The 23212-nt window shown below is 70.0% G+C and carries 21 protein-coding genes and 1 tRNA gene; 11 read left to right on the forward strand and 11 right to left on the reverse strand.

The features are described 5' to 3' along the window. Positions 1-23: 23 nt before the first annotated feature. The gene (locus tag AC1DS4_RS14835) at positions 24-1460 is read right to left on the reverse strand and encodes an MDR family MFS transporter (protein WP_477633712.1); all 1437 of its coding nucleotides are present in this window, start codon (positions 1458-1460) and stop codon (positions 24-26) included. A 140-nt stretch (positions 1461-1600) separates the two neighbouring features. On the opposite strand from AC1DS4_RS14835, the gene AC1DS4_RS14840 reads away from it, so the two are divergent. The 6 genes from AC1DS4_RS14840 to AC1DS4_RS14865 all read left to right on the forward strand — a co-directional run bounded on the left by AC1DS4_RS14840 (position 1601) and on the right by AC1DS4_RS14865 (position 8069). After that, positions 1601-1690: transfer RNA gene (locus tag AC1DS4_RS14840), tRNA-Ser, on the forward strand. A 259-nt stretch (positions 1691-1949) separates the two neighbouring features. Further along, the gene (locus AC1DS4_RS14845) at positions 1950-2789 is read left to right on the forward strand and encodes a pyruvate, water dikinase regulatory protein (RefSeq protein ID WP_477614500.1); all 840 of its coding nucleotides are present in this window, start codon (positions 1950-1952) and stop codon (positions 2787-2789) included. 39 nt (positions 2790-2828) lie between these two features. Next, complete coding sequence (gene ppsA, locus AC1DS4_RS14850; RefSeq protein ID WP_477624766.1) at positions 2829-5222, forward strand: phosphoenolpyruvate synthase; 2394 nt, start codon at positions 2829-2831, stop codon at positions 5220-5222. A 216-nt stretch (positions 5223-5438) separates the two neighbouring features. After that, the gene (locus AC1DS4_RS14855; protein WP_477646063.1) at positions 5439-6941 is read left to right on the forward strand and encodes a DEAD/DEAH box helicase; all 1503 of its coding nucleotides are present in this window, start codon (positions 5439-5441) and stop codon (positions 6939-6941) included. A gap of 96 nt (positions 6942-7037) precedes the next feature. Beyond that, positions 7038-7607 carry a DUF6529 family protein gene (locus tag AC1DS4_RS14860; RefSeq protein ID WP_477624764.1) on the forward strand — a complete coding sequence of 190 codons (570 nt, stop codon included), beginning with the start codon at positions 7038-7040 and terminating at the stop codon, positions 7605-7607. Positions 7608-7619: 12 nt separating this feature from the next. After that, positions 7620-8069 (forward strand): Rieske (2Fe-2S) protein, encoded by a 450-nt coding sequence (locus AC1DS4_RS14865; RefSeq protein WP_477624763.1) that lies wholly within the window; start codon positions 7620-7622, stop codon positions 8067-8069. A gap of 141 nt (positions 8070-8210) precedes the next feature. Here AC1DS4_RS14865 and AC1DS4_RS14870 read toward each other — a convergent pair whose 3' ends face one another. Further along, positions 8211-10160 carry a glycoside hydrolase family 15 protein gene (locus AC1DS4_RS14870; protein WP_477624762.1) on the reverse strand — a complete coding sequence of 650 codons (1950 nt, stop codon included), beginning with the start codon at positions 10158-10160 and terminating at the stop codon, positions 8211-8213. Between the two features lie 180 nt (positions 10161-10340). On the opposite strand from AC1DS4_RS14870, the gene AC1DS4_RS14875 reads away from it, so the two are divergent. From AC1DS4_RS14875 to AC1DS4_RS14890, 4 genes are all read left to right on the forward strand, one after another. Continuing rightward, a complete protein-coding gene (locus AC1DS4_RS14875; protein ID WP_477624761.1) occupies positions 10341-11534 on the forward strand; it encodes a sensor histidine kinase in 1194 nt (397 codons plus the stop codon). Then, the gene (locus AC1DS4_RS14880) at positions 11531-12202 is read left to right on the forward strand and encodes a response regulator (RefSeq protein ID WP_477624760.1); all 672 of its coding nucleotides are present in this window, start codon (positions 11531-11533) and stop codon (positions 12200-12202) included. Before AC1DS4_RS14875 ends, AC1DS4_RS14880 begins: the two co-directional genes overlap by 4 nt. Before the next feature lie 134 nt (positions 12203-12336). Then, positions 12337-12633, forward strand: a complete 297-nt coding sequence (locus tag AC1DS4_RS14885) for an SHOCT domain-containing protein (protein WP_477624759.1) — start codon at positions 12337-12339, stop codon at positions 12631-12633. Positions 12634-12739: 106 nt separating this feature from the next. Next, a complete protein-coding gene (locus AC1DS4_RS14890) occupies positions 12740-13099 on the forward strand; it encodes an SPW repeat domain-containing protein (RefSeq protein WP_477614509.1) in 360 nt (119 codons plus the stop codon). 7 nt (positions 13100-13106) lie between these two features. On the opposite strand, the gene AC1DS4_RS14895 is transcribed toward AC1DS4_RS14890, so the two are convergent. From AC1DS4_RS14895 to AC1DS4_RS14920, 6 genes are all read right to left on the reverse strand, one after another. Further along, the gene (locus AC1DS4_RS14895; RefSeq protein WP_477614510.1) at positions 13107-13499 is read right to left on the reverse strand and encodes a hypothetical protein; all 393 of its coding nucleotides are present in this window, start codon (positions 13497-13499) and stop codon (positions 13107-13109) included. 73 nt (positions 13500-13572) lie between these two features. Further along, entirely contained in the window at positions 13573-13962 is a 390-nt protein-coding gene (locus AC1DS4_RS14900; protein ID WP_477614511.1) for a DUF779 domain-containing protein, read from the reverse strand. Between the two features lie 6 nt (positions 13963-13968). Next, positions 13969-15492 carry an acetaldehyde dehydrogenase ExaC gene (exaC, locus tag AC1DS4_RS14905; protein ID WP_477614512.1) on the reverse strand — a complete coding sequence of 508 codons (1524 nt, stop codon included), beginning with the start codon at positions 15490-15492 and terminating at the stop codon, positions 13969-13971. 125 nt (positions 15493-15617) lie between these two features. Continuing rightward, a complete protein-coding gene (locus AC1DS4_RS14910) occupies positions 15618-16817 on the reverse strand; it encodes a GAF domain-containing protein (RefSeq protein ID WP_477624864.1) in 1200 nt (399 codons plus the stop codon). Positions 16818-16975: 158 nt separating this feature from the next. Further along, a complete protein-coding gene (locus tag AC1DS4_RS14915) occupies positions 16976-17503 on the reverse strand; it encodes a LytR C-terminal domain-containing protein (RefSeq protein ID WP_477624758.1) in 528 nt (175 codons plus the stop codon). 63 nt (positions 17504-17566) lie between these two features. Then, complete coding sequence (locus tag AC1DS4_RS14920; protein ID WP_179421136.1) at positions 17567-17863, reverse strand: type II toxin-antitoxin system VapB family antitoxin; 297 nt, start codon at positions 17861-17863, stop codon at positions 17567-17569. Positions 17864-17953: 90 nt separating this feature from the next. Here AC1DS4_RS14920 and AC1DS4_RS14925 point away from each other — a divergent pair, with 90 nt between their 5' ends. After that, the gene (locus AC1DS4_RS14925) at positions 17954-19546 is read left to right on the forward strand and encodes a helicase HerA-like domain-containing protein (protein ID WP_477614514.1); all 1593 of its coding nucleotides are present in this window, start codon (positions 17954-17956) and stop codon (positions 19544-19546) included. A gap of 5 nt (positions 19547-19551) precedes the next feature. Here AC1DS4_RS14925 and AC1DS4_RS14930 read toward each other — a convergent pair whose 3' ends face one another. From AC1DS4_RS14930 to AC1DS4_RS14940, 3 genes are all read right to left on the reverse strand, one after another. Then, complete coding sequence (locus AC1DS4_RS14930) at positions 19552-20472, reverse strand: AEC family transporter (RefSeq protein ID WP_477614515.1); 921 nt, start codon at positions 20470-20472, stop codon at positions 19552-19554. 9 nt (positions 20473-20481) lie between these two features. Beyond that, on the reverse strand, positions 20482-22434 hold the full coding sequence (locus tag AC1DS4_RS14935) for a propionyl-CoA synthetase (RefSeq protein ID WP_477624863.1): 1953 nt from the start codon (positions 22432-22434) through the stop codon (positions 20482-20484). A gap of 91 nt (positions 22435-22525) precedes the next feature. Continuing rightward, positions 22526-23083, reverse strand: coding sequence for a hypothetical protein (locus AC1DS4_RS14940; protein ID WP_477614516.1), 558 nt, complete (start codon positions 23081-23083; stop codon positions 22526-22528). Positions 23084-23212 lie beyond the last annotated feature (129 nt).

Genomic DNA, 23212 nt, shown 5'->3' on the forward strand with positions numbered 1-23212 from the left:
CGGCTGGTCGGCAACAAGTGGGGTCAGGCAGAGGAGGGCGAGGTGTCCGCCGTCACCTTCGGCATCAGGAGCGCGGCCACGATCGTGATCAGCGCCGCTACGAGGACGCCGACGAACACCGCGGTGCCGGCGTCGGCAGCGGTGCCGGGGTCGGTCTCAGGACGTCCGGAGCGGGCGATGACGCCGTTCGCGACGGCGCCCAGGACCGCCGCGCCCAGCGCGCTGCCGATGGAGCGAGCGAACAGGTTGGTGCCCGTCGCGACCCCGCGTTCGTGCCACTCCACGCTGGCCTGCGCCGCGATGAGCGACGGGCTCGCAACCAGTCCCAGGCCGAGACCGGTGACGAAACAGGTCGCCGCGACCACGGCCACCGAAGGGTGCTGCGACAACAGGGCGAGCGTGCCGGTGCCCACGACGACGAGCGCCATGCCGACCAGGATCGCCGGCCGGAACCCGAACCGCAGGTAGAGCAGGCGTCCTGAGAACGTGGCGGCGATCGGCCAGCCGATGGTCAAGGCCGCGAGGGCGAGACCGCCGACGAGGGGGTCGATGCCCAGGGAGTTCTCGAGGTAGGTCGGGACGAACGACGTGAGGCCGATCAGGATCACGCCGACGCCCAGCGCCAGCATCGTCGTCGTGGCGAGCAGGCGGCGGCTCAGCACCCACAGGGGCAGGACGGGCTCCGCCGCTCGGCGTTCGGCGAGGAGGAACGCGACCAGGAGCAACGATCCGCCGCCCAGGACGCCGAAGCTGGTGGGCGACGACCACGGCCAGGCCTGGCCACCCTCCAGGATGCCGAGGATGAGCAGCGACATGGCGACGGTGAGCAGTGCGGCGCCCGCAAAGTCGATGCGGTGCGCCTTACGCTCGACGCGCTCGTGGAAGTCGCGGACGATGAGGGTGCCGGCCAGCAGGCACAGCGGCACGTTGACGAAGAAGATCCAGCGCCAGATGCCGAGCTGGGAGAAGATCCCGCCGAGGGTGGGGCCGACGACTGACGACACCGCCCAGACGCTGGCGATGTAGCCCTGGGCCTTGGCGCGCTCCGCAACCGTGTAGATGTCGCCCGCGATCGTGATCGCCATCGGCTGCACGGCGCCGGCGCCGAGTCCCTGGACCGCGCGGAAGACGATGAGCGAGGTCATACTCCAGGCGAAGCCGCACAGCACCGACCCGGCGAGGAACAGGCCGATCCCGAACAACATCAGCGGCTTGCGCCCGACGATGTCGGCGAGCTTGGCATAGATGGGGACCGACACGGCCTGCGCCAGCAGGTAGACCGAGAACAGCCAGGGGAACTGCGAGAAGCCGCCGAGGTCGCGCACGACTGATGGCACGGCCGTGGCGAGGATGGTCGCATCCATGGCGATGAGCCCTGTCGAGACCATCAGGGCCAGCAGGATGGGCCCGCGGTCCGAGCGCAGGCCCACTCCAGCGGTGCTCGTGGTCGTGGAGGTCATCTCCGGTGACAAGTGCCCGGGGACGCCGCGCATTCCCCCGACAATCCTCCGGTATGCCGGCTGCGCGCCTTCCGAGGGCGCCTGGCGGGCGGTCTCGGGGCGATTTCGTCGCCGTCGGCCGCTCTAGTAACCTGCTCCGCGGTGGCGTGTCCGAGCGGCCTAAGGAGCACGCCTCGAAAGCGTGTGTGGGGGAAACTCCACCGTGGGTTCAAATCCCACCGCCACCGCCATGGTGATGTCTCAAGACATCGGCAAGGCCCCGAACCCTCAGGGTTCGGGGTTTCTTGCTGTCTGGGGTTGATCCCTTAGGGGTCGCTGCCCACGTCGGACAGGGGTTCCGACGTGGGCAGCTGGCGCCGTGCGTGTGGCGTTGCGCGAACGCTACCCGCAGGGCCGGTCTGGTTGCATACCGCAACCGGACTAGTGCAGGAACGGGTGGCCCGGCACTGTGACTGGTGCAAATGGTGCGCCACGTGGAACGGTGGGGGCGTGATCCCGGAGTCAGTCGAGCCAGCAGCCCCCACTCCGGTGTTCTTCCTCGCCGGCGGCACCGGGATCTCGGCCGAGACGCTGGGAAACATGATGTTGCAGCAGTTTCCCTCGGTCACCTTCACCCGGCGCAAGATCCCGTTCATCACCACGGTGGAGCAGGCGCAGCAGGTCGTCCTCGAGCTGGACGCCGCGGTCACGGACTCGGTGGTGCCCCTGGTGTTCTCGACGGTCTCGGACGAGGACATCCGGGCCGAGCTGCAGACGACGCAGTGCGCCTTCATCGACCTCTTCGGCTCCCATCTCGACACCGTCGAGCGGGTGCTGCACGTCAACGCAACGCACGGTGTCGGTGCCCTGCACGGCGTCGGGGACAAGGGTCGCTACGACGCCCGGATGAAGGCCATCGAGTTCGCCATGGAACACGACGACGGGGCGAGCCTGCGCAACCTCGAGCAGGCGGACCTGATCCTCGTGGCGCCCTCGCGGTGCGGCAAGACGCCCACCTCGATGTACCTCGCCCTCCAGCACGGCCTCAAGGTCGCGAACTACCCGTTGGTCGACGAGGACTTCGATGCGGGCGGCATACCCCGTCCGATCCGCGGGCTCGTGGACCGGTGCTTCGGGCTGCTCTCCACCCCGGCGCGGCTCAGCCAGGTGAGGGGCGAGCGGCGGCCGGGCTCGACGTATGCCAGTCTCGCCCAGTGCAGCTTCGAGCTGCGCCGGGCCGAGGCGCTCTATCGTGCGCACCGGATCCCCGCCATCAACTCGGCCTCGATGTCGGTCGAGGAGATGGCAGCCGTCATCATGCAGAACAGTCGCCTCGACAATCTTGCCTAGGAACCCTCGCGGCCCCCGCCGCCCGTCGAAAGGATCGCCGTGACCGGCAACATCTCCTGGTTCAAAGACCTCGGGTTGGGGGACGTCGAGTCCGTGGGTGGCAAGAACGCCTCGCTCGGCGAGATGGTCCAGCACCTGTCGAAGGCAGGAGTGCGGGTCCCTGACGGCTTCGCCACCACGGCCGACGCCTACCGCCGCTTCCTGGCCCACGAGGGGCTCGCCGACCGGATCAGCGCGACGCTGGCCGACCTCGATGTCGAGGACACCCGATCGCTGGCCGAGGCCGGCGCGCAGATCCGTGACCTCGTCGAGGAGCAGCCGTTCCCGGAGGACCTCGAGGCCGACATCCGCGCGGCCTACGAGCAGCTCGTGGGCGGCGCCCCCGGCGAGGTGAGCTGGGCCGTGCGCTCCAGCGCCACGGCCGAGGACATGCCGGACGCGTCCTTCGCGGGACAGCAGGAGACGTTCCTCAACGTGTTGGGGATCGACAACATCCTGCTGGCGATCAAGAAGGTCTTCGCCTCGCTCTACAACGATCGCGCGATCGCCTACCGCGTGCACAGCAGCTATGACCACGACGTCGTCGCGCTGTCGGCGGGTGTGCAGCGGATGGTGCGGTCCGACATCGGGTCCTCCGGTGTGATGTTCACCATCGACACCGAGTCCGGCTTCCCGGATGCGGTGTTCATCACCAGCAGTTACGGCCTGGGTGAGGCGGTCGTGCAGGGTGCGGTGAACCCGGACGAGTTCTATGTCTACAAGCCGGCGCTGAGGGCCGGGCGACCGGCGATCCTCAAGCGTGGTGTGGGCAGCAAGGCCACCAAGATGGTCTACACGCAGGACTCCGCGGTGGGTCGCTCGATCGACTTCGTGCCGGTCGACGAGGCCGACCGGGGCCGGCTGAGCCTGACCGACGACGAGGTCACCGAGCTCGCCGTTCACGCCCTCAAGATCGAGGAGCACTACGGCCGCCCGATGGACATCGAGTGGGGCAAGGACGGCGTCGACGGGCAGCTGTACATCCTGCAGGCCCGACCCGAGACGGTGAAGTCGCGGCAGTCCGGATCGACCCTGCAGCGGTTCCGCATGGATGAGCGGGGTCCGGTCATCGCCGAGGGTCGGGCGATCGGGCAGAAGGTCGGCGCGGGTGCGGTGCGGGTGTTGACCAGTGCCGAGTCGATGCACGAGTTCCAGCCGGGCGAGGTGCTCGTCGCCGACATGACCGACCCCGACTGGGAGCCGGTCATGAAGCGCGCCAGCGCCATTGTCACCAACCGTGGCGGCCGCACCTGCCACGCGGCGATCATCGCCCGCGAGCTCGGCATCCCCGCGGTGGTCGGCACCGGTTCGGCCACGACCTCACTGTCCGACGGGCAGGAGGTTACGGTGTCCGCAGCCGAGGGCGACACCGGCTTCGTCTACGACGGCCTCCGGGCGTTCTCGGTGACCGAGACGGCCTTGGACGACATGCCGGACGTGGCGGTCAAGATCATGATGAACGTGGGCACGCCGGACCAGGCGTTCGAGTTCTCTCGCCTGCCGCACAAGGGAATTGGGCTCGCCCGGCTCGAGTTCATCATCAACCGCCAGATCGGCATCCACCCCAAGGCGTTGCTCGAGCTCGAGGACCAGGAGCCCGCGATCAGGGCCGAGATCGAGGCGCTCATCGCGGCCTACGACGGCCCGCGCGACTACTTCGTCAAGCGCGTCGCCGAGGGCGTCTCCATGCTCGCGGCCGCGTTCGCGCCCGAGCCGGTGATCGTGCGGATGAGCGACTTCAAGTCCAACGAGTACGCCCACATGCTCGGCGGCGAGCGGTACGAGCCGAACGAGGAGAACCCGATGATCGGCTACCGCGGCGCGGCGCGCTACCTGTCACCGGAGTTCGCCGACTGCTTCGCCATGGAGTGCGAGGCTCTGCGACTGGTGCGCGACGAGATGGGCCTGACCAACGTCAAGGTGATGATCCCCTTCGTCCGCACGTTGAAGGAGGCAGAGGGCGTCATCGACCTGCTCGGCCAGAACGGACTGCGCCGCGGCGAGAACGACCTCCAGGTCGTGATGATGTGCGAGGTGCCCTCCAACGCCGTCAACGCCGACGCCTTCCTCGACCACTTCGACGGGTTCTCCATCGGGTCCAACGACCTCACCCAGCTGACCCTGGGCCTGGACCGCGACTCGGCCCTGGTGGCTGGCGGCTTCGACGAGCGCGACCCCGCCGTGAAGAAGATGCTCACCATGGCGATCGAGGCCTGCCGGGCCCGGGGCAAGTACGTCGGGATCTGCGGCCAAGGACCCTCGGACCACCCCGAGCTCGCCGACTGGCTGATGGACCAGGGCATCGAGTCGATGTCCCTGAACCCCGACACCGTCGTCGAGACATGGTTGCGACTGGCCAGGCGTGAGGCTCCTGAGGCTCTCGTGGAGAACTGACGTCGGGCGTCCTGTCCGTTCGGGCGATTCGGGAATGAACGCCCGGCCCGATAGGGTTGCAACCACTGCGTGCGCACCGTCGTGCACCCAAGGTCGTCTGCTCCGCGCCCCAACTACTGGTTGGCGCCGTCAGCTCACAGGTTCGTGAGTGGTTCAGCATCTTCGGCCACTCCCTACTTCTGATGAGGCTTTCCTTTGTCTACGCACCACACACCTGTGCCCTTTGCCGACCTCGGCATCCCGGCTCGCGTCGTCGCAGCCCTTCGTGAGCGCGGCATCGACACCCCGTTCCCGATCCAGGCCGCGACGCTGCCTGACTCCCTCGCCGGCCGCGACGTCCTCGGCCGTGGCCGCACTGGCAGCGGCAAGACGGTCGCGTTCGCGCTGCCGACCATTGCGACCCTCGCCAAGTCCGGTCGCCGTCGCGCACCGCACACCCCGCGTGCGCTCGTCCTGGTCCCCACTCGTGAGCTGGCCATCCAGGTCGCCGAGACCATGACGCCCCTCGCGGCGGCCATGGAGCTGCGCACCATGACGATCTTCGGCGGCGTGGGCCAGAACCCGCAGGTCTCCGCGCTGCGTCGCGGCATCGACATCGTCATCGCGACCCCCGGACGGCTCGAGGACCTCATCGGTCAGGGACACGTGCGCCTGGGCGAGATCGAGGTGACCGTCCTCGACGAAGCGGACCACATGGCCGACCTGGGCTTCCTCCCCGCAGTGAAGCGCCTGCTCGACGCCACCCCGCGCGACGCTCAGCGTTTGCTCTTCTCCGCGACGCTCGACAATGCGATCGACCAGCTGGTCAAGCGCTACCTGCACAACCCGGTCACGCACAGTGTCGACAGCGCCGCCTCGCCGGTGCCGGCGATGACCCACCACCTGTTCAACGTGTCGCGCGACAACAAGCCGGCTGTCGTGCGGGAACTCGTTGCAGGACAAGGCCGAACCCTCGCCTTCACCCGCACCAAGCACGCTGCCAAGAAGCTGGCCAAGCAGCTCACCGCGTCGGGCATCCCGGCGGTCGACCTGCACGGCAACCTGTCCCAGAGCGCCCGTCAGCGCAACCTCGCCGCCTTCAGTGAGGGCTCGAGCCGGGTGCTGGTGGCCACCGACATCGCGGCCAGAGGCATCCACGTCGACGACGTCACCCTCGTCGTGCACGTCGACCCGCCGGCCGAGCACAAGGCCTACCTGCACCGTTCGGGCCGGACCGCCCGGGCCGGTGCCGAGGGCGTCGTCGTCACCGTCAGCACCCCCGAGGAGCGCGGCGACACCCGCACCCTCATGCGTCAGGCCGGCATCAAGCCGACCGCCGTCGACGTCGCGCCCGGCCACCCCGCCATCGGTGACCTGACCGGCCCGTTGGCCGAGCTGGTCACCCCTGCGCCCGTGGTCGAGCAGTCGGGCAACGGCAACGGTGGCCGCTCGCAGCGTGGCCGTGGCGGCTCCGGCGCGCCCCGCCAGGGCGGCTCCGGCCGCTCGTCCGCAGGCAGCGCCGGTCGTGGCGCCGCCGGCGACGCTCGTGGCCGTCGCGGAGGCACGCAGTCCTCGGGCACCGAGTCCTACCGCACCGAGACCCCCAGGTCGCAGGGCTCCCGCTCGTCGGGCGGCTCCTCGCAGCGCAGCTCGGGCTCGCGGCAGGGCGGCGGCTCGCAGGGCACCTCGCGCTCGGGCGGCGGCATCGCTGCCTTCTCCGCCGGTCGCGGCAGCCGCTGACCCCGAAGGGGTGAGCACGCGGCATACGTGCAGCGGCGAGGTGTCCCCGCTGTTTGGCGGAGCGATGCTCCGGCCGCCAGTGGGACGATGGTCGCCATGGCGTCGCACGACGTTCGAGACCCAGGCGTCCTGGCTCGGGGTGGGCTGAGCGCCGCGCTGCTCCTGGGCGCCGGCGTCAGCGTCGCACTGGGTGCCTACGCCAAGGTGCACCCGCCGAGCTCGCGACCGCTGGTCACCCTGGGTTTCTCGGGCATGCTCCAGATGAAGGTCTGGCTCGGCACCCTCGCCGTCGTCCTCCTGGTCGTGCAGCTCCTCACCGCCCTGTGGATGTGGGGTCGCCTGCCGCGAGCCGGTGCGGCACCCGACTGGGTTGCGCCCGCCCACCGGTGGAGCGGGAGCGTCGCGTTCGTGGTCACGCTCCCCGTCGCCTTCCACTGCCTGTGGGCCCTGGGCTTCGGGGTCGCCAGCCCACGGGCGGTCCTCCACGGCGTCGCCGGGTGCCTGTTCTACGGGGCGTATGCCGCGAAGATGCTCGGTCTGCGCCTCCGGGGAGCGCCCGGCTGGGCACTGCCCGTGCTCGGCGGCACCGTGCTCGGCTCACTCGTGGTCACGTGGCTGAGTGCCGCCCTCTGGTTCTTCACCCGTTCCGGCCTGCCGCTGTTCTGAGAGGAGTCCTCCGTGGCGATCCAGCCGCTCTCGCGTCGATCCGCGCTGCGAGGCGCAGCGGTGGCGGGCGTCGCCGCCGTGGTCGGCTTCGCGGTGGCCCGCGCCGGTCGTGCCGGTGCACCCGGACCCGGGACGGCGGCCAACGCCTACGGCCCGGGCGCCCCCGACCAGGAGCGTGAGCTGGCTCGGCTCGATGAGGTGCCGAGGAGCGGAGGGGTGGTCGTGGAGGGCGACAAGGTCGTGCTCACCCGGGGGACGGACGACGTCGTCCACGGGTTCTCGGCGATCTGCACCCATCAAGGGTGTCCGGTGTCATCGGTCGCAGCAGGGGCGATCGTGTGCCCGTGCCACGGCAGTCGCTTCGACGCCACCACGGGCGCGGTGCTCACCGGCCCCGCCACCCGTCCCCTGCCGCCCGTCGCCGTGGTCGTGCGCGACGGCGTCGTCTACTCGACCACCTGAGGAGAGGCCATGTCGCGTCTCTGGTCCGTGCTCCCGACGCTGCTGTGGCTCGCCGCCACCGGCTTCGCGATCGGCGCCCTCATTGCCCTCTCCTGATCCGCCCTCTCCTGATCCGCCCTCTCCTGAGCCCACCGCTGCCACCTAGGGCGAGAGCGGCTCCTCGTCCTCCCACTCCTCGGCGGCGATCACCTTGAGCACCGCGTTGATCAGGCCCAGGTGGGTGAACGCCTGGGGGAAGTTCCCCAGGTGACGCCCGCTCGCTGCGTCGATCTCCTCGGCATACAGGCCCAGCGGCGTCGCGAGGTTGAGCAGGCGCTCGCACAGGCGACGCGCACGCGGCTTCTCGCCCACGATCGCCAGGCACGACACCAGCCAGAACGAGCAGATGGTGAACGTGCCCTCCTCACCTGACAGCCCGTCGTCGGTCTCCTCCACCCGGTAGCGCAGCACCAGCCCGTCGTCGGTGAGCTCGTCCGCGATGGCGACCACGGTGTCGTGCAGCCGCGGGTCGTCAGGCGGGAGGAAGCCGACGAGGGGCATGAGCAGGTTCGAGGCATCGAGGGCGTCGGTGTCGTAGTGCTGGGTGAAGACGCCCCGCTCGTCGACTCCATTGGTGCAGATGTCGGCGTGCATCTCGTCCGCGGCCTCCTGCCAGCGCTGCGCGAGCTCGAAGTTCTCGCGCACGTGCGCGAGCTTGGCGCCACGGTCGGCCGCCACCCAGCACATGACCTTCGAGGAGGTGAAGTGCTTGGGGTCGCCGCGCACCTCCCAGATGCCGCGGTCCGGCTCACGCCAGTGCTCGATCGCTGCCTCGACGAAGCCGGAGAGGATTGGCCACAGCCGCTCGTCCAGGGTGTCTCGCGACTTCGTGTGGATCCACACCGAGTCGAGGATGGCGCCCCAGACGTCGTGCTGCTTCTGGTCGAACGCACCGTTGCCGATCCGGACCGGTCGCGCACCGTCGTAGCCCGTGAGGTGGTCGAGGGTGCTCTCGGACAGGTCCTTCTCCCCGTCGATGCCGTACATGATCTGCAGCCCGTCGGAGGCTTCGGCGAGGTCGGCGATGAACCAGAAGAAGTCGCTGGCCTCCCAGTCGAACCCCAGGGTGTCCAGGGCCCAGAGAGCCAGCGTCGAGTCGCGGATCCACGTGTATCGGTAGTCCCAGTTGCGTTCTCCCTTGGGCGTTTCCGGCAGCGACGTCGTGGGCGCGGCGATCAGGGCGCCCGTCGGCGCGTAGGACAGACCCTTGAGGGTGAGGGCGCTGCGCTCCAGGTGGGTCCGCCACGGGTGGTCGGGGAACTTGCCGCGGGCCAGCCAGTGCTGCCAGTGGTGGGCCGTCCACACCTGCCGGCGGTAGGCGTCCTCGAACGTCTGCGGGGGGTCGTGCTCGGTCCACGAGAGGGCGGCGTAGTGCGTGTCACCCTCCTTCATGAGCGTCCGCACCGTGGCCTGCGGTCCCTCGATGCCCAGGCGCATGTCCGTGGTGAGGCGGACCTTGAGCTCGCCGCCGTCGCCCTCGGCGACGGCCGAGTGGTAGTCGTCGCCGTAGAACGACCAGATCGCCTGCTGCCGGCCGTAGTCGAAGACGGGCGAACAGTTGAGCGCCAGCTGAACCTCGCCGTTGACGCACCGGATCGTCCGCAGCAGCACGTGCTCGGCGTCGTAGTCGGTGGGCGCCCTCCGGTAGCGGTGCGCGCGCTCGGTCTCGTGGTGCCACGGCCCCATCAGCAGGGCGTCGCGCACGATGATCCAACCGCTCGGCGTCCCCCACGAGGTCTCCAGGATGATCGTCCCGGGGAGGTAACGGCGTGCGGTCGGGACCAGCATGTCGGCCGGCCCGAGCCGGAAGCCGCCGGCGTCCCGGTCCAGGATCGAGCCGAACACGCTCGGAGAGTCCATGCGCGGCAGGCACATCCACTCGACGTTGCCGCTGGGGGCGATGAGCGCCGTGACCTGGCAGTCGGAGATGAACGCGTAGTCACCTATGCGGGGGAAGGGCGAGCGCACGATCCGCTGCTCGCCTGCAGCGCGTCGGCGCTGCTCGCCTCCGGCGTCGGCGGGTGAGCCAGCGGGAGAGACGGTCGCAGTCATTGCCGCACCTCCTAGTGGGCGAAGGGGCGCCCTCAGTCGCAGGATCCCGCAGTTTCGTGGTCCGCGCCATGGCTCGTTCGTGACCCAGGGTGACCAGCTGGCGGATACACCCGAGGAGGTATGCCGCGGTGCCCCCTGTGGGGGACGCCTCCCGTGCGCGGGGTTCCCTACGCTGGCGGTATGCGTGAGCCCGCCGACCTGCCCTGGGATCCCCCGTGGATTCGTGGCCGGGAACAGTGGGCCCATCGGAGCGCGCCGCGGGTGGGGCGGTACGTCCTGGCCTTCGTGGTCGGTGTAATCCAGCTCGGCGGCAGCGCGGGTGCCTCGCACGCCCAGCCCGACCGGAGGTCGCTCGACGTACTGGCTGTCGTCCTGCTCCTCGTCGCCCCGCTGGCGATCACGGTGCTCCGCCGGTTCCCCGTCCAGAGCATGGCCGCCATTGCCCTGGCATCGGCCCTCTACCTTTCTCGCGGCTACGCCTACGGGCCGGTCTTCCTCGGCCTCGCGATCGGGCTCGTGGCCACCGTCGTCCGCGGTCACCGGATCGTCGCCTGGCTGGGCGCGGCCGTCGTGCTCGCCGGTGACGCCGTGGGCCGCCTCGCGTTCGACACGGCCACGTGGTCGTGGCCTGCGCAGGGCGCACTGCTCGCCTGGACCCTGGTGGTGCTCGCGGCCGGCGAGGTGGTGCACAGCTGGCGGGAGCGAGCGGCGACCTTCCGGCAGGTGGCGCGTGAGACGAGGCTTCGGCAAGCCGGTGAAGAGCGACTGCGGATCGCGCAGGACCTGCACGACGTCGTGGCGCACCACATGTCGCTCATCAACGTCCAGGCCGGGGTCGCCCTGCACCTGGCCGACCGACGGCCCGAGCAGGTCGAGCCCGCCCTCGTCGCCATCCGCGACGCGAGCAAGGAAGCGCTGGGCGAGCTCAGGGCCCTCATCGACGTCCTGCGCCTCGACGGTGCGCCCGCGCCGCGCTCTCCGGTGGCCAACCTCGCCGGCCTCGACGACATCGTGGAGCGGAGCGGTCATGCGGGGCTGCGGGTCACCAAGACGGTGACCGGGCAGCCGAGGCCACTGTCCGCCGCAGTGGAGCTCGCGGCATACCGGATCGTGCAGGAGGCGATCACCAACATCGTCCGGCACGCGCAGGCGACGCGGGCCACGGTGTCCCTCCACTACGGTGAGGACATGCTCTCGGTCACGATCGAGGACGACGGCCACGGAGGCGCAGGGTTGTCGAACCTGGTGCAGGGCAACGGGATCAGCGGCATGCAGGAACGCGCTCGTGCCCTGGCTGGCGAGCTCCGCGTTGCTGCCGCGCCGGGTGGTGGCCTGCGCGTCGAGGCGGACCTCCCGACGGGTGGCCCGCGGTGATCCGGGTGGTGCTGGCCGACGACCAGGCGCTGCTCCGGGCAGGGATCCGCGCGCTGCTCGACGCCGAGGACGACATCGACGTGGTGGGCGAGGCGGCCGACGGCGCCGAGGCGGTCGCGGTCGTCCGTGCGACCGAGCCCGACGTGGTGCTCATGGACATCCGGATGCCCGGCACCGATGGACTGGAGGCCACTCGCCAGATCGCTGCCGACGACCGACTCTCGGGCACGCGGGTGGTCATGCTGACGACGTTCGACCTCGACGAGTACGTCTTCGAGGCGGTCCGGATCGGGGCCAGCGGCTTCCTCGTCAAGGACACCGAACCCGCCGAGCTGCTGCGCGGGATCCGTGCCGTCGCCGCCGGTGACGCCCTGCTGAGCCCTGGCGTCACGCGGCGGCTCATCGGGGAGTTCGCCACCCGCAGCCGACCCCACGCGTCGCCGGCTGCCGACCGCCTCGGCGCGCTGACGGAGCGGGAACGCGAGGTCGTCGCGCTCGTCGGGGAGGGCCTGACCAACGACGAGATCGCCCGACGGCTGTTCCTCAGCCCGGCGACCGCCAAGACCCACGTCAGCCGGTCGATGGTCAAGCTCCAGGTCCGTGACCGCGCCCAGCTCGTGGTGCTGGCCTACGAGTCCGGTCTCGTCCGCCCGGGCTGGTCGGAGTAGCTGCGCGCTGGAGTAGCCGGGCAACCACCGGCTACACCAGCGGGAGCAGTCGAGGTGTCGCCCCGCGTGGGATTCGAGAAGGGCTGTCCCGTCGAAGGATTGGGTCGTCAGCCCAATCCGACCAAGGAGTCACCATGACGACCCTCATCGCCAGCGCCGCGACCGCGGCCACCCTCGCCGCGAATGACGACCACTGGAACGGCCCGGGCCCCTGGTGGCCCCTCTTCCCCCTCGTGTGGCTGTTGTTCATCGTCGGCATCTTCGCCGCGTTCCGCTTCTTCGGGATGCGTCGCTGGAGGCAGTTCCAGGGCCACGCCGGGACGCGCGCCGGGGAGGCCAAGCTCGCCGAGCGCTACGCCGCCGGCGAGATCGACGAGCAGGAGTACGAGCGCCGGCTCGCCACGCTACGGCGAATGGGCGCGACGGACTGACGGGGTGACGAATCATTGCCAACCCCGTTGGGAGGGAAGACAATCGAAGTGTTCGGCCCGCCTCGGATCGACGGACCAACTTCAAGGAAAGCTGGTTGTGACAACCATGAAGCGATGGACCCATCCACAGGATCTCGTTGCTCTGATCGCTGGCGCCTACGCAGCCCTATCGCCGTTGTGGACCACCACGACGACGCGGGCGACCACAACCATGGTCGTGCTCGGTGCCATCACCGCCCTCCTCGCCCTCGCCGAGCTGTTCAGGCCGGACATGATGTCCGTCGAGGGGCTCACGGCCCTCATGGGCGCCTGCATGATCGCCGCCCCCTGGGTGATGGGGTTCAGCGGCACCCGGCCGATCTCGTGGACCGCGTGGATCGTCGGTGCCGTCGTCCTCGTCGTCGGCGCCGCCGATCTGCAGGTCACCAGATCGCACCACAGGGGCACCATGGCGACCTCGCACTAGGGGGCCGTCACACGACGCTCAACAACGCCAGCGCATAGGCGCACTCGGGGTCGGGGTCACTGAAGGTGCCCCGGCCCCCTTCGCTGTCCACCTGCACGATCCAGTCGTTGCCGTCGCGGTGCAGCCCCACGAACCGGTCGCCGAGCAGGACCCGCAGCTGGTCCTCCCGCGGCATCCACAGAGCGGTGTCCAGGGTGACGGAGTCCAGTGCCCACTCGGTGGTGCCGTTGAAGCCGAGCAGCGGCTGTCCCTTGAACGTGTGCACGTCGATGGTCAGGTGGCTGATCCAGAACACCTCACCCACGATGTTGGGCTGGTCGATCGTGAACCGGTCGCCCGGCATGGGTTCCCAGAGCACCCCGCCCTGGCTGAGGCTGCGTGACAGCTCGACCGTGATCATGGGCCGAGCCTACGACGCAGAGGTACGCCGCGCGGCCGGGCGCGCACGCGGCATACCTCCGTCGGTGGTGACCTCACAGGAGGTCGAAGGCGCGCAGCTCGTCCTCGGACATCAGCCGCGAGCGGATGAGGAAGCGAACGCCCTCGGGGGCTTCGACGGAGAAGCCGCTGCCCCGTCCCTTGACCACGTCGACCGTGAGGTGGGTGTGCTTCCAGTAGGCATACTGCGACAGGGACATCCAGAACTCGACCGGGTCGAGGATTCCGCCCACGGCGAGCTCGGCGAGCAGCACGTCGGCGTCGCCGGTCATGAACTCCCCTGCGGGGTAACACATCGGGGAGCTGCCGTCGCAGCACCCGCCGGACTGGTGGAACATCAGGGGGCCGTGCTTCGCGGTGAGGCGGCGGAGCAGGTCCGCCGCCTCACCCGTGAAGTCGACCCGGCTGTGCTGGGTCGTGTCCACGCCGGCCTAGAAGAACCCGAGCGCGTCGGGCGAGTAGGAGACGAGGAGGTTCTTCGTCTGCTGGTAGTGGTCGAGCATCATCTTGTGGTTCTCACGGCCGATGCCGGACTGCTTGTAGCCACCGAACGCCGCGTGGGCGGGGTACTGGTGGTAGCAGTTGGTCCACACGCGCCCGGCCTTGATGCCGCGCCCCATCCGGTAGGCCCGTGAGCCGTCGCGGGTCCAGACGCCGGCCCCGAGTCCGTAGAGGGTGTCGTTGGCGATCTCCAGCGCCTGGGCCTCGTCGGTGAAGCTGGTCAGCGAGACGACGGGTCCGAAGATCTCCTCCTGGAAGACCCGCATCGAGTTGCTGCCCTCGAACACGGTCGGGGTCACGTAGTAGCCCTCGGCCAGGTCGCCGTCGAGGATGTTGCGCTCACCGCCGGTGAGGACCTTGGCGCCCTCCTGCCGGCCGATGTCGAGGTAGGACAGGATCTTCTCGAGCTGGTCGTTGCTTGCCTGGGCGCCGATCATGGTGGTCGTGTCGAGCGGGTTGCCCTGGGTGATCTTCTCCACGCGCTCGATGGCATCGCCGACGAAGTCGCTGTAGATCGACTGCTGCACGAGCGCCCTCGACGGGCAGGTGCAGACCTCGCCCTGGTTGAGGGCGAACATCGAGAAGCCCTCGAGCGCCTTGTCGTAGAACGCGTCGCTGCTCTCGGCGACGTCGTCGAAGAAGACGTTCGGGCTCTTGCCGCCGAGCTCCAGCGTCACCGGGATGATGTTCTGCGAGGCGTACTGCATGATCAGCCGGCCCGTCGTCGTCTCGCCGGTGAAGGCGACCTTGGCGACCCGGGGGGATGACGCGAGGGGCTTGCCCGCCTCGACGCCGAACCCGTTGACCACGTTGAGGACCCCGGCCGGGATGAGGTCCCCGATCAGCTCCAGCACCTTGAGGATCGACCAGGGCGTCTGCTCGGCCGGCTTGAGCACCACGGCGTTGCCAGCGGCCAGAGCGGGGGCGAGCTTCCAGGTGGCCATGAGGATCGGGAAGTTCCAGGGGATGATCTGTGCGACCACGCCCAGGGGCTCGTGGAAGTGGTAGGCGACGGTGTTCTCGTCGATCTCGCTGCTCGAGCCCTCCTGGCCGCGCAGCACCCCGGCGAAGTAGCGGAAGTGGTCGATGGTGAGCGGCAGGTCGGCGGCCAGGGTCTCGCGGACGGGCTTGCCGTTGTCCCAGGTCTCGGCGATGGCGAGCATCTCGAGGTTCTCCTCGAGCCGGTCGGCGATCCGGTTGAGGACCAGCGACCGCTCGCCCAGCGAGGTCTTCCCCCACGCGGGCGCCGCGGCGTGGGCGGCGTCCAGGGCCGCCTCGATGTCCTCGGCGGTCCCGCGGCCCACCTCGGTGAAGGCCCGTCCGGTGACGGGTGAGATGTTCTCGAAGTACTCGCCCTTCTTGGGCTCGACCCAGTTGCCGCCGATGAAGTGCCCGTAGCGCGGCTCGACCGTGACCTTCGAGCCCTCGGTTCCGGGGGGTGCGTAGACCGTCATCGCTGTTCTCCCAACGTCTTTGGTGGTGCCCCGCTGTGGGGTTGGGCTGACGTTAGGCAGCGCAACGTTGCGACGACGTTGCACGCTGAGAGCGACCGGCAGGTATGCCGCGCGGCGCGCAGGCGTCAGAGGCCGTGCTCGCGGTCGAGGCGGGCGAGCTGTCCGGCGACGAGGGGGCGCAGGGGCGACGACGCGGTCAGGCAGGCCATCTGCGCCGTCCACATCTCGTAGTCGTCCGCGCCCCAGGCCGACCGGGTCCAGGTGGACATGAGGTCGGGTTCGCGGCTGGCGAGCACAGCCCGTCGCAGCTGCCCCTCGACGTTGCTGCGCAGGCGCCTGACGCCGGGTGCGCTCGAGTGGGGCAGCAATGGGCCGCGGTAGGACCGCAGGGCGACGTCGACCGACCCCGCGGCCAGGTGCGCCTCGACCGCGAGCCAGTCGGCGGTGACCTCGGCGGCCAAGCGGTACGGGCGCGAAGGGAGCACGTCCTCGCCCAGCAGTGTGCGGAGCCGGTTGAGCTCGGCCCGCAGCGTCGAGGTGGTCACGTCGTCCTCGTAGAGGAGTACGGCGAGCTCGTCGCCCGAGAGACCTCGTGGTGCGGCAGCCAGCAGGAGCACGATCTCGCTGTGCCGAGGGCTGAGCCGCAGCGTCCTGCTCGCACCGCGACCGTCGTCGACCGTGAGCAGCGCGTCGTTGCGGCCGAGTCCGTGCAGCGACAGGACGATTCCCGCATGGCTGGGTCGCGACGAGTCCTTGGCGCGGGTCATCAGCTCCCGAGCGAGCTCCGCCTCCGCCATTCGCGCCGCGGCCCGCACCATCGCCATCGTCTGCGGCACGACGATCTGCTCGCCGCCGGTGATGTCGAGGACGCCCAGCAAGGTGGCCGTGGTGGGGTCATGGATCGGGGTGGCCGCGCAGCTCCAGCGCTGCACCGACCGGCGGAAGTGCTCAGCCCCGATGATGTTGACGGGCTGGTCGAGGGCCAGCGCCATGCCCGGCGCGTTGGTCCCGGCGAGGCGTTCGTCCCAGTTGCTGCCCTCGACGAAGCCGATGCTCTCGGCCCGGCGCAGCACGCTCGGGGTGCCGCACACCCAGAGCAGCTGGCCGGCGGCGTCCGAGACGGCCATGATCGCGTCGCAGTCGCGCGCTGCCCGGCCGAGCACGTCGTCGAGCAGTGGGAAGACCTGGGCCAGCGGATGGGCCTCGCGGTGGTCGCGCAGGGCGTCCGCGGGCAGCGTGATCGGCGCCTCCATCCGGTCGGCCTCCACGCCGGCGGCAGCAGACCTCACCCAGGAGTCCGCCACCTGGGCGCGGACGGCCGTCATCGGTTCCACCTCGTCAGTGTGCGGGGCGCCGCCACGCCTGTCACCGGCCGTCCCGAGAGTTGAGGCGAGCGGGCGGTTCGACCCGACAGGCGGTCGACGTGAGCGTGTTCGGCGCGGCCCGACGAGACTCGGCGAGACTCGGCGAGACGCAGCGCGGCTCAGCAGCCGGACGAGCTGGGTGCGGTCGTGGTCGCCGCCGCCTTGGGAGGTGCCGTCAGGGCGGTGAACCTTGCGCCCAGCACGAGGTCGACAGAGGAGTCCGTGCGACTGTCCTTGATGCCCTTGGATCCCTTGACCAGGGCCAGCACGAGCTTGGCCGACGTGGTCCCCGTGGCGCCGTAACGCACCTCCGCCGCGACGGCGACCTTCTTCTGGAGCGGGTCGTTGCTCACGGCCGCAACCTTGAAGCCACGCTTGCGCACGTCGGAAGCGGTCTTGGCGGCCAGTCCCGTGCGGTCCGTCGCGTTGTAGACGTTCACCGTGACCTGTGACGGGACCCTCACGGTGGAGGTCGCCGTGCAGGTCGAGGTCGGTGCCGCGCGGGGCTTGTTGCTGTCCTGGAAGTACGAGTACGCGTACCAGAAGGCGAAGAACAGCATGAGCGTGACGATCCCGAGCGTGATGAGTGCGCGGCGTCGGCGGGCACGGCGGGTGCGCGAGGCACCGGCCTCCACGACGTAGCTCATTCGCCCACCTCCACCCGCGGGTCCTGCGTGCGTGGGGCCCGTGCGGCCCCCCGCTGCGTGGGGTCAGTCAAGCACGAGGACGCGCGCGTGGAGGGTAGGACGCTGTTGAAGGGCGGCACGCAGTGCGCGGTGCAGGCCGTCCTCGAGGTAGAGCGTGCCCTCCCACTCGACCACGTGGGCGAAGAGGTCCCCGTAGAACGTGGAGTCCTCGGCAAGCAGGTGGCCGAGGTCGAGGGTGCGCTTGGTGGTGACGAGCTGTTCGAGGCGCACGAGGCGCGGTGGCACGTCGGCCCAGTCGCGGGGCGTCTGTTTTCCGTGGTCGGGGTACGGCCTGCCCTCGCCCACCTTCTTGAAGATCACCCAGCCACCATAGGCGTATGCCGCGCGGTCGGCCCTTCACGTCTCGTTCCACCTGCCCCAGCGTGTGTGGGCCGCACTAGAGTGCCGAAGGTGACCGAGAACGCGACGCCGGAGCAGCCGGCCACGTCCACTCCCCAGCTCGACGAGATCCGCGCGGGGTACTCCTTCGCGGGTGGCGCGCTCCACTTCGGGGCCGCTGTCGTCGACGGCGTGGCCCATCCTGACGCACCGGTACGCATCCCGCTGTCGACGCTCAACCGGCACGGCCTCGTGGCCGGCGCGACAGGCACCGGCAAGACCAAGACCCTTCAGCTCATGGCCGAGCAGCTGTCCGGCCAGGGCGTGCCGGTCTTCCTCGCCGACATCAAGGGTGACCTGTCCGGCATGGCCACCGCGGGGACGGCCAACGACCGGATCACCGCCCGCGCGACGGACGTCGGGCAGCAATGGGTCGGCACGGCATACCCGACCGAGTTCCTGTCGCTCGGTGGACTCGGCAACGGCATCCCCATTCGCGCCACGATCACGTCGTTCGGACCCACGCTGCTGTCAAAGGTGTTGGGGCTCAACGAGACCCAAGAGTCCAGCCTCGGACTGGTGTTCCACTACGCGGACAAGAACGGCCTCGCGCTCCTGGACATCAAGGACCTCCGCGAGGTCATCGCCTTCCTCAACTCCGACGAGGGCAAGGCTGACCTGAAGTCGCTCGGCGGGCTGTCGTCGGCGACGGCCGGGGTGATCCTGCGTGAGCTGATCTCGTTCTCGGACCAGGGCGCCGATGCCTTCTTCGGTGAGCCGGAGTTCGATACCCAGGACCTGCTGCGGACCGCTGCGGACGGCAAGGGCCTCGTCACGTGCCTCGAGCTGCCCGCCGTCCAGGACCGGCCCGCGCTGTTCTCCACGTTCCTCATGTGGCTGCTGGCCGACCTCTTCCACGACCTGCCCGAGGTGGGGGACGTCGACAAGCCCAAGCTGGTGTTCTTCTTCGACGAGGCCCACCTGCTGTTCAGCGACGCGAGCAAGGCGTTCCAGGACGCGATCGAGCAGACCGTGCGACTGATCCGCTCCAAGGGCGTCGGCGTCTTCTTCGTGACGCAGTCACCCAAGGACGTGCCCGGCGACGTCCTGGCCCAGCTCGGGAACCGGGTGCAGCACGCGCTGCGGGCCTTCACGCCCGACGACGCCAAGGCCCTCAAGGCGGCTGTGTCCACGTATCCGCACAGCGGCTACGACCTGGCCGAGTTGCTGACCTCGCTCGGCACGGGCGAGGCCGTGGTCACCGTCCTGTCCGAGCGGGGCGCCCCGACACCTGTCGCGTGGACCCGGATGATCGCGCCGCAGTCGCTGATGGCCCCGTCCGACGAGGCCACCGTGAAGCAGATCATCGCGGCGTCGCCCCTGTCGTCGAAGTATGCCGAGATGGTCGACCGCGAGTCCGCCTACGAGAAGCTCCAGGCGCGACTGCAGCAGGCGCCCACTCCCGAGGAGGCCCCGGCTCCCAAGGCTCCGGCTCCGAAGGCCCCGGCACCGGAGCGCGCTCCGCGGGCACCGAAGGAGGAGCCGGGCATCGTCGAGCAGGTCGTGAGGTCGAGCGCCTTCAAGTCGGCACTGCGTTCGGCCGGCACGGTGCTCGGCCGCGAGATCACCCGCTCGATCTTCGGCACCGCCCGCCGCTCCCGCTGAGTGGCTCAGCCGAGGAGGGCGGCGACCAGCAGGATGACCGGCACGGCGCCCACCGTCGTGATGAGGATGGTGTCGCGGGCCAGCACCGTGGCGCGGTTGTAGCGGGTCGCGTGCACGAAGATGTTCTGCGCCGTCGGCAGCGCCGAGGTGACCACGATCGCGAGCAGCGCGTGCCCGTCGACGCCGAGCAGGACGCTCGCCACGAACCAGGCCACCGCTGGCTGCACGAAGAGCTTGAGGGCCGACGTCGACGCGAGCTCGGCCACCGAGCCGGCCCGGCCCAGCCCCGGGCCCAGCCGCAGCGCGATCCCGTAGGCGACCAACATGCACGGCACGGCCATGTCGCCGAGCAGCCCCAGGGGCGCGGCGACCATCGTGGGCAGCGTCCAGCCCGTGATCGACAGGCCGAGCCCGACCAGTGAACCGACGGTCAGCGGGTTGCGGAACGGACGGGTCAGCAGCTGCCACCACCGTGACCGCCCGTGCGCATCGGCGTCGAGGAAACCCAGCGCGAGTGGTTGCAGGACGAGGAGCTGCAGCAGCAGGGTGGGCGCGACGAACGCCGCGTCGCCCAGCACATAGCTCGCCACCGGGATGCCGAGGTTCCCGGCATTGACGTATGCCGCGGACAGGGCGCCGATCGTGGTGTCACCGAGCGAGCGGTGCCAGACCAGCCGTGCCAGCGCGATGTAGATGCCGGCTGCCGCTGCAACGCCGGCGACCGATGCGATGAGGTTGGCCGACAGCACCTGGTGGACGTCGGCCCGAGACAGCGTGATCACCATCAGGGCAGGGCTGGCGACGAAGAAGGCGATGCGTGAAAGCACCTGCTGTGCACCGAGGTCGACGATCCTCAGGTGGGCGAGCAGGGCGCCGACGGCGATGACGACGGCGATCGTCGTGAACCCGTTGAGTACGCCCTGCACACCGACAGGCTAGGTGGGCGGGCGCAGGACCGGCGCAAGGGTCTCAAGGACCGAGGCGTCCTCGATGGTGCCCGGCACGTTGGGGGTCTTGCCGTCGGCGATCTCGCGCATCGTCTTGCGCAGGATCTTGCCGGAGCGGGTCTTGGGCAGCGCGGTGACGATGTCGACCTGCTTCAGGGACGCGATCGCACCCACCTCGTCGCGCACCCGCTGGTGGAGCTCGGCGCGGATCCGCTCACCGTCGGCCGCACCGTCGACCCCGGCCTTGAGCACGACCAGCGCGCGGGGGACCTGTCCCTTGAGCTGGTCGTTGACCCCGATCACCGCGCACTCCGCCACGGCGGGGTGGCCGGCGAGAGCAGCCTCGATCGAGCCCGTCGACAACCGGTGCCCAGCGACGTTGAGCACGTCGTCCGTGCGGCCCATGACGTAGAGGTAACCGTCCTCGTCGACCAGGCCGCCGTCACCGGTGAGGTAGTAACCGTCGAAGGCGGAAAGGTAGCCGGCGACGTACCGGTCGTCGTCGCCCCACAGGGTGGGCAAGGTGCCTGGGGGGAGCGGGAGCCTGATGCAGATGGCGCCCTCCTCGCCGGCGGGCAGCTCCTGCCCGTTCTCGCCGAGGATCCGCACGTCGTAACCCGGCGCGGGCACCGTGGGGGAGCCCGGCTTGATCGGCATCGGCTCCAGGCCGCGCAGGTTGGCCGCGATCGGCCAGCCAGTCTCGGTCTGCCACCAGTTGTCGACCACGGGCACCCCGAGCCGCTCGCTCGCCCACTCGTAGGTGTCGGGATCAAGGCGCTCCCCGGCGAGGAAGACCGTCTGGAGGCAGGAGAGGTCGTGCCCCTTCATCAAGGCGCCGTCAGGGTCGTCGCGCTTGATGGCCCGGTAGGCCGTGGGGGCCGTGAACATGGCCTTCACCCCGTGCTCGGCGATCACCCTCCAGAACGCGCTCGCGTCCGGTGTGCCGACCGGTTTCCCTTCGTAGAGAACGGAAGTCGCGCCCGTCAGGAGTGGGGCGTAGACGATGTAGGAGTGGCCGACGACCCAGCCGACGTCGCTGGCCGTGAACCAGGTGTCGCCCGGGTCGATGCCGTAGACGTTGCCCATTGACCACCGCAGCGCGACGGCGTGGCCGCCGTTGTCGCGCACGATCCCCTTCGGCCGCCCGGTCGTGCCAGAGGTGTAGAGGATGTAGAGCGGGTCGGTCGCGGCGACCTCGACGCAGTCGGCGGGCTCGGCATCGGCGACCAGCTCGTCCCAGTCGAGCTCCTCCCAGTCGGTGTCGCGCTCGCCGACTGCCGCGCGGGCCTGCTCGCGCTGCAGGACGATCACCGACTCCGGCTTGTGCGAGCTGCGGTCGAGGGCCGCGTCGAGCAACGGCTTGTACTCGACCACGCGAGTCGGCTCCACGCCACAGCTCGCCGCGACGACGACAGTGGGCTTGGCGTCCTCGATGCGTGCCGCGAGCTCCGCGGCGGCGAAGCCCCCGAAGACGACCGAGTGGACGGCGCCGAGGCGCGCGCACGCCAGCATCGCGACGACTGCCTCCGGCACCATCGGCATGTAGATGACGACCCGGTCACCCTTCTCTACCCCGAGCGAGGCCAGGGCGCCGGCGAACGTCGCGACGCGGTCGAGCAACGCGGCATACGTGATCGTCTCGTGGGTGTCGGTGACGGGGCTGTCGTAGTGCAGCGCAGCCTGGTCGCCGCGCCCGGCGGCGACGTGCCGGTCGAGGGCGTTGAAGCAGGTGTTGAGGGTGCCGCCGGTGAACCACCGGTAGAACGGCGGCCGGTCGTCGTCCAGCACCCGCTGCGGGGGAGTGATCCAGTCGATCGCCTTCGCCGCGTCGCCCCAGAAGCCGTCCGGGTCCCTGAGGCTCCGCTCGTATGCCGCGCGGTACGCGCCGTTGCCCAGTCCGCCACCCTTGAGGCCGGCACCGCCGTTGCCGCCATCGTCCATCCCGCGATCGTCCATCCCGCCATCGTGCGGCACCACGGGGGGACCCGCCAGAGCGGTGCGGGTGCGAAGCCGCCCCGTCAGGCGGCGGCGGTCATTCCTGAGGGCGGGTCTGGTACTTGATGTAGGCGCTCGAGTCCCGGTGCCACAAGCGGACCAGGGTCCAGGCGCCGACCGCGAGGAGGGCCAGGGCGAAGGCCTGGGCAAAGAGGCCGGCGGTGGGCAGCAGTCCGCCGAAGAAGCTCCCGACCGCGAGCGCGAACAACACGCTGGCGACGATGCGTCCCCATCGGGACCCGCGTGCCGTCACGCGGGCGAGGTAGAGCCAGAGGGCGCAGGCCAGCGCCGCGGTCACCGTGGTGACGGTGAGGCTGACTCGCAGCACGCCGTCGATGTCCGCTTCGGTCGCGACGAGGTGGCTGGCGGCGGCCTCGCGGGCGATGGCGTCGTGCAGCTGGCCCCGAGTGAGGAAGCCACGAACGATCTCGGCGACCTCGAGCGCGGCGCCGAACTGCATGAGCCGGACGCTGTCGACGATCGAGCGCGGCGGGACCACCGGGCTGCCCGGCCGCCACAACCGCTGGGCCTCGGGCCGCCCGTCACCGGGGCCGTCCGGGCTCAGCACTCCGCGCCACGAGATCTGTCGAGCCATCTGGTTGGTGCTCCCTCCGAGCGATGTGTTGACATCCTGTCTCGGAACCCTGCGCTGAGCCAGTCTCGCGCCCGGTTGTCGGGTGGGCGCCGGAGTTTCTAAAGCCCTCCGGTCGCCTCATCCATGACG

Source organism: Pedococcus sp. P3_C7 (assembly GCF_056402615.1).

What these genes read in the sequence shown, in the direction of transcription:
- AC1DS4_RS14835 (WP_477633712.1), bottom strand. Translation starts at nt 1,460, where the DNA reads ATGACCTCCACGACCACGAGCACCGCTGGAGTGGGCCTGCGCTCGGAC.
- AC1DS4_RS14860 (WP_477624764.1), top strand. Translation starts at nt 7,038, where the DNA reads ATGGCGTCGCACGACGTTCGAGACCCAGGCGTCCTGGCTCGGGGTGGG.
- AC1DS4_RS14870 (WP_477624762.1), bottom strand. Translation starts at nt 10,160, where the DNA reads ATGACTGCGACCGTCTCTCCCGCTGGCTCACCCGCCGACGCCGGAGGC.
- AC1DS4_RS14875 (WP_477624761.1), top strand. Translation starts at nt 10,341, where the DNA reads ATGCGTGAGCCCGCCGACCTGCCCTGGGATCCCCCGTGGATTCGTGGC.
- AC1DS4_RS14885 (WP_477624759.1), top strand. Translation starts at nt 12,337, where the DNA reads ATGACGACCCTCATCGCCAGCGCCGCGACCGCGGCCACCCTCGCCGCG.
- AC1DS4_RS14890 (WP_477614509.1), top strand. Translation starts at nt 12,740, where the DNA reads ATGAAGCGATGGACCCATCCACAGGATCTCGTTGCTCTGATCGCTGGC.
- AC1DS4_RS14895 (WP_477614510.1), bottom strand. Translation starts at nt 13,499, where the DNA reads ATGATCACGGTCGAGCTGTCACGCAGCCTCAGCCAGGGCGGGGTGCTC.
- exaC (WP_477614512.1), bottom strand. Translation starts at nt 15,492, where the DNA reads ATGACGGTCTACGCACCCCCCGGAACCGAGGGCTCGAAGGTCACGGTC.
- AC1DS4_RS14910 (WP_477624864.1), bottom strand. Translation starts at nt 16,817, where the DNA reads ATGACGGCCGTCCGCGCCCAGGTGGCGGACTCCTGGGTGAGGTCTGCT.
- AC1DS4_RS14915 (WP_477624758.1), bottom strand. Translation starts at nt 17,503, where the DNA reads ATGAGCTACGTCGTGGAGGCCGGTGCCTCGCGCACCCGCCGTGCCCGC.
- AC1DS4_RS14935 (WP_477624863.1), bottom strand. Translation starts at nt 22,434, where the DNA reads ATGGACGATGGCGGCAACGGCGGTGCCGGCCTCAAGGGTGGCGGACTG.
- AC1DS4_RS14940 (WP_477614516.1), bottom strand. Translation starts at nt 23,083, where the DNA reads ATGGCTCGACAGATCTCGTGGCGCGGAGTGCTGAGCCCGGACGGCCCC.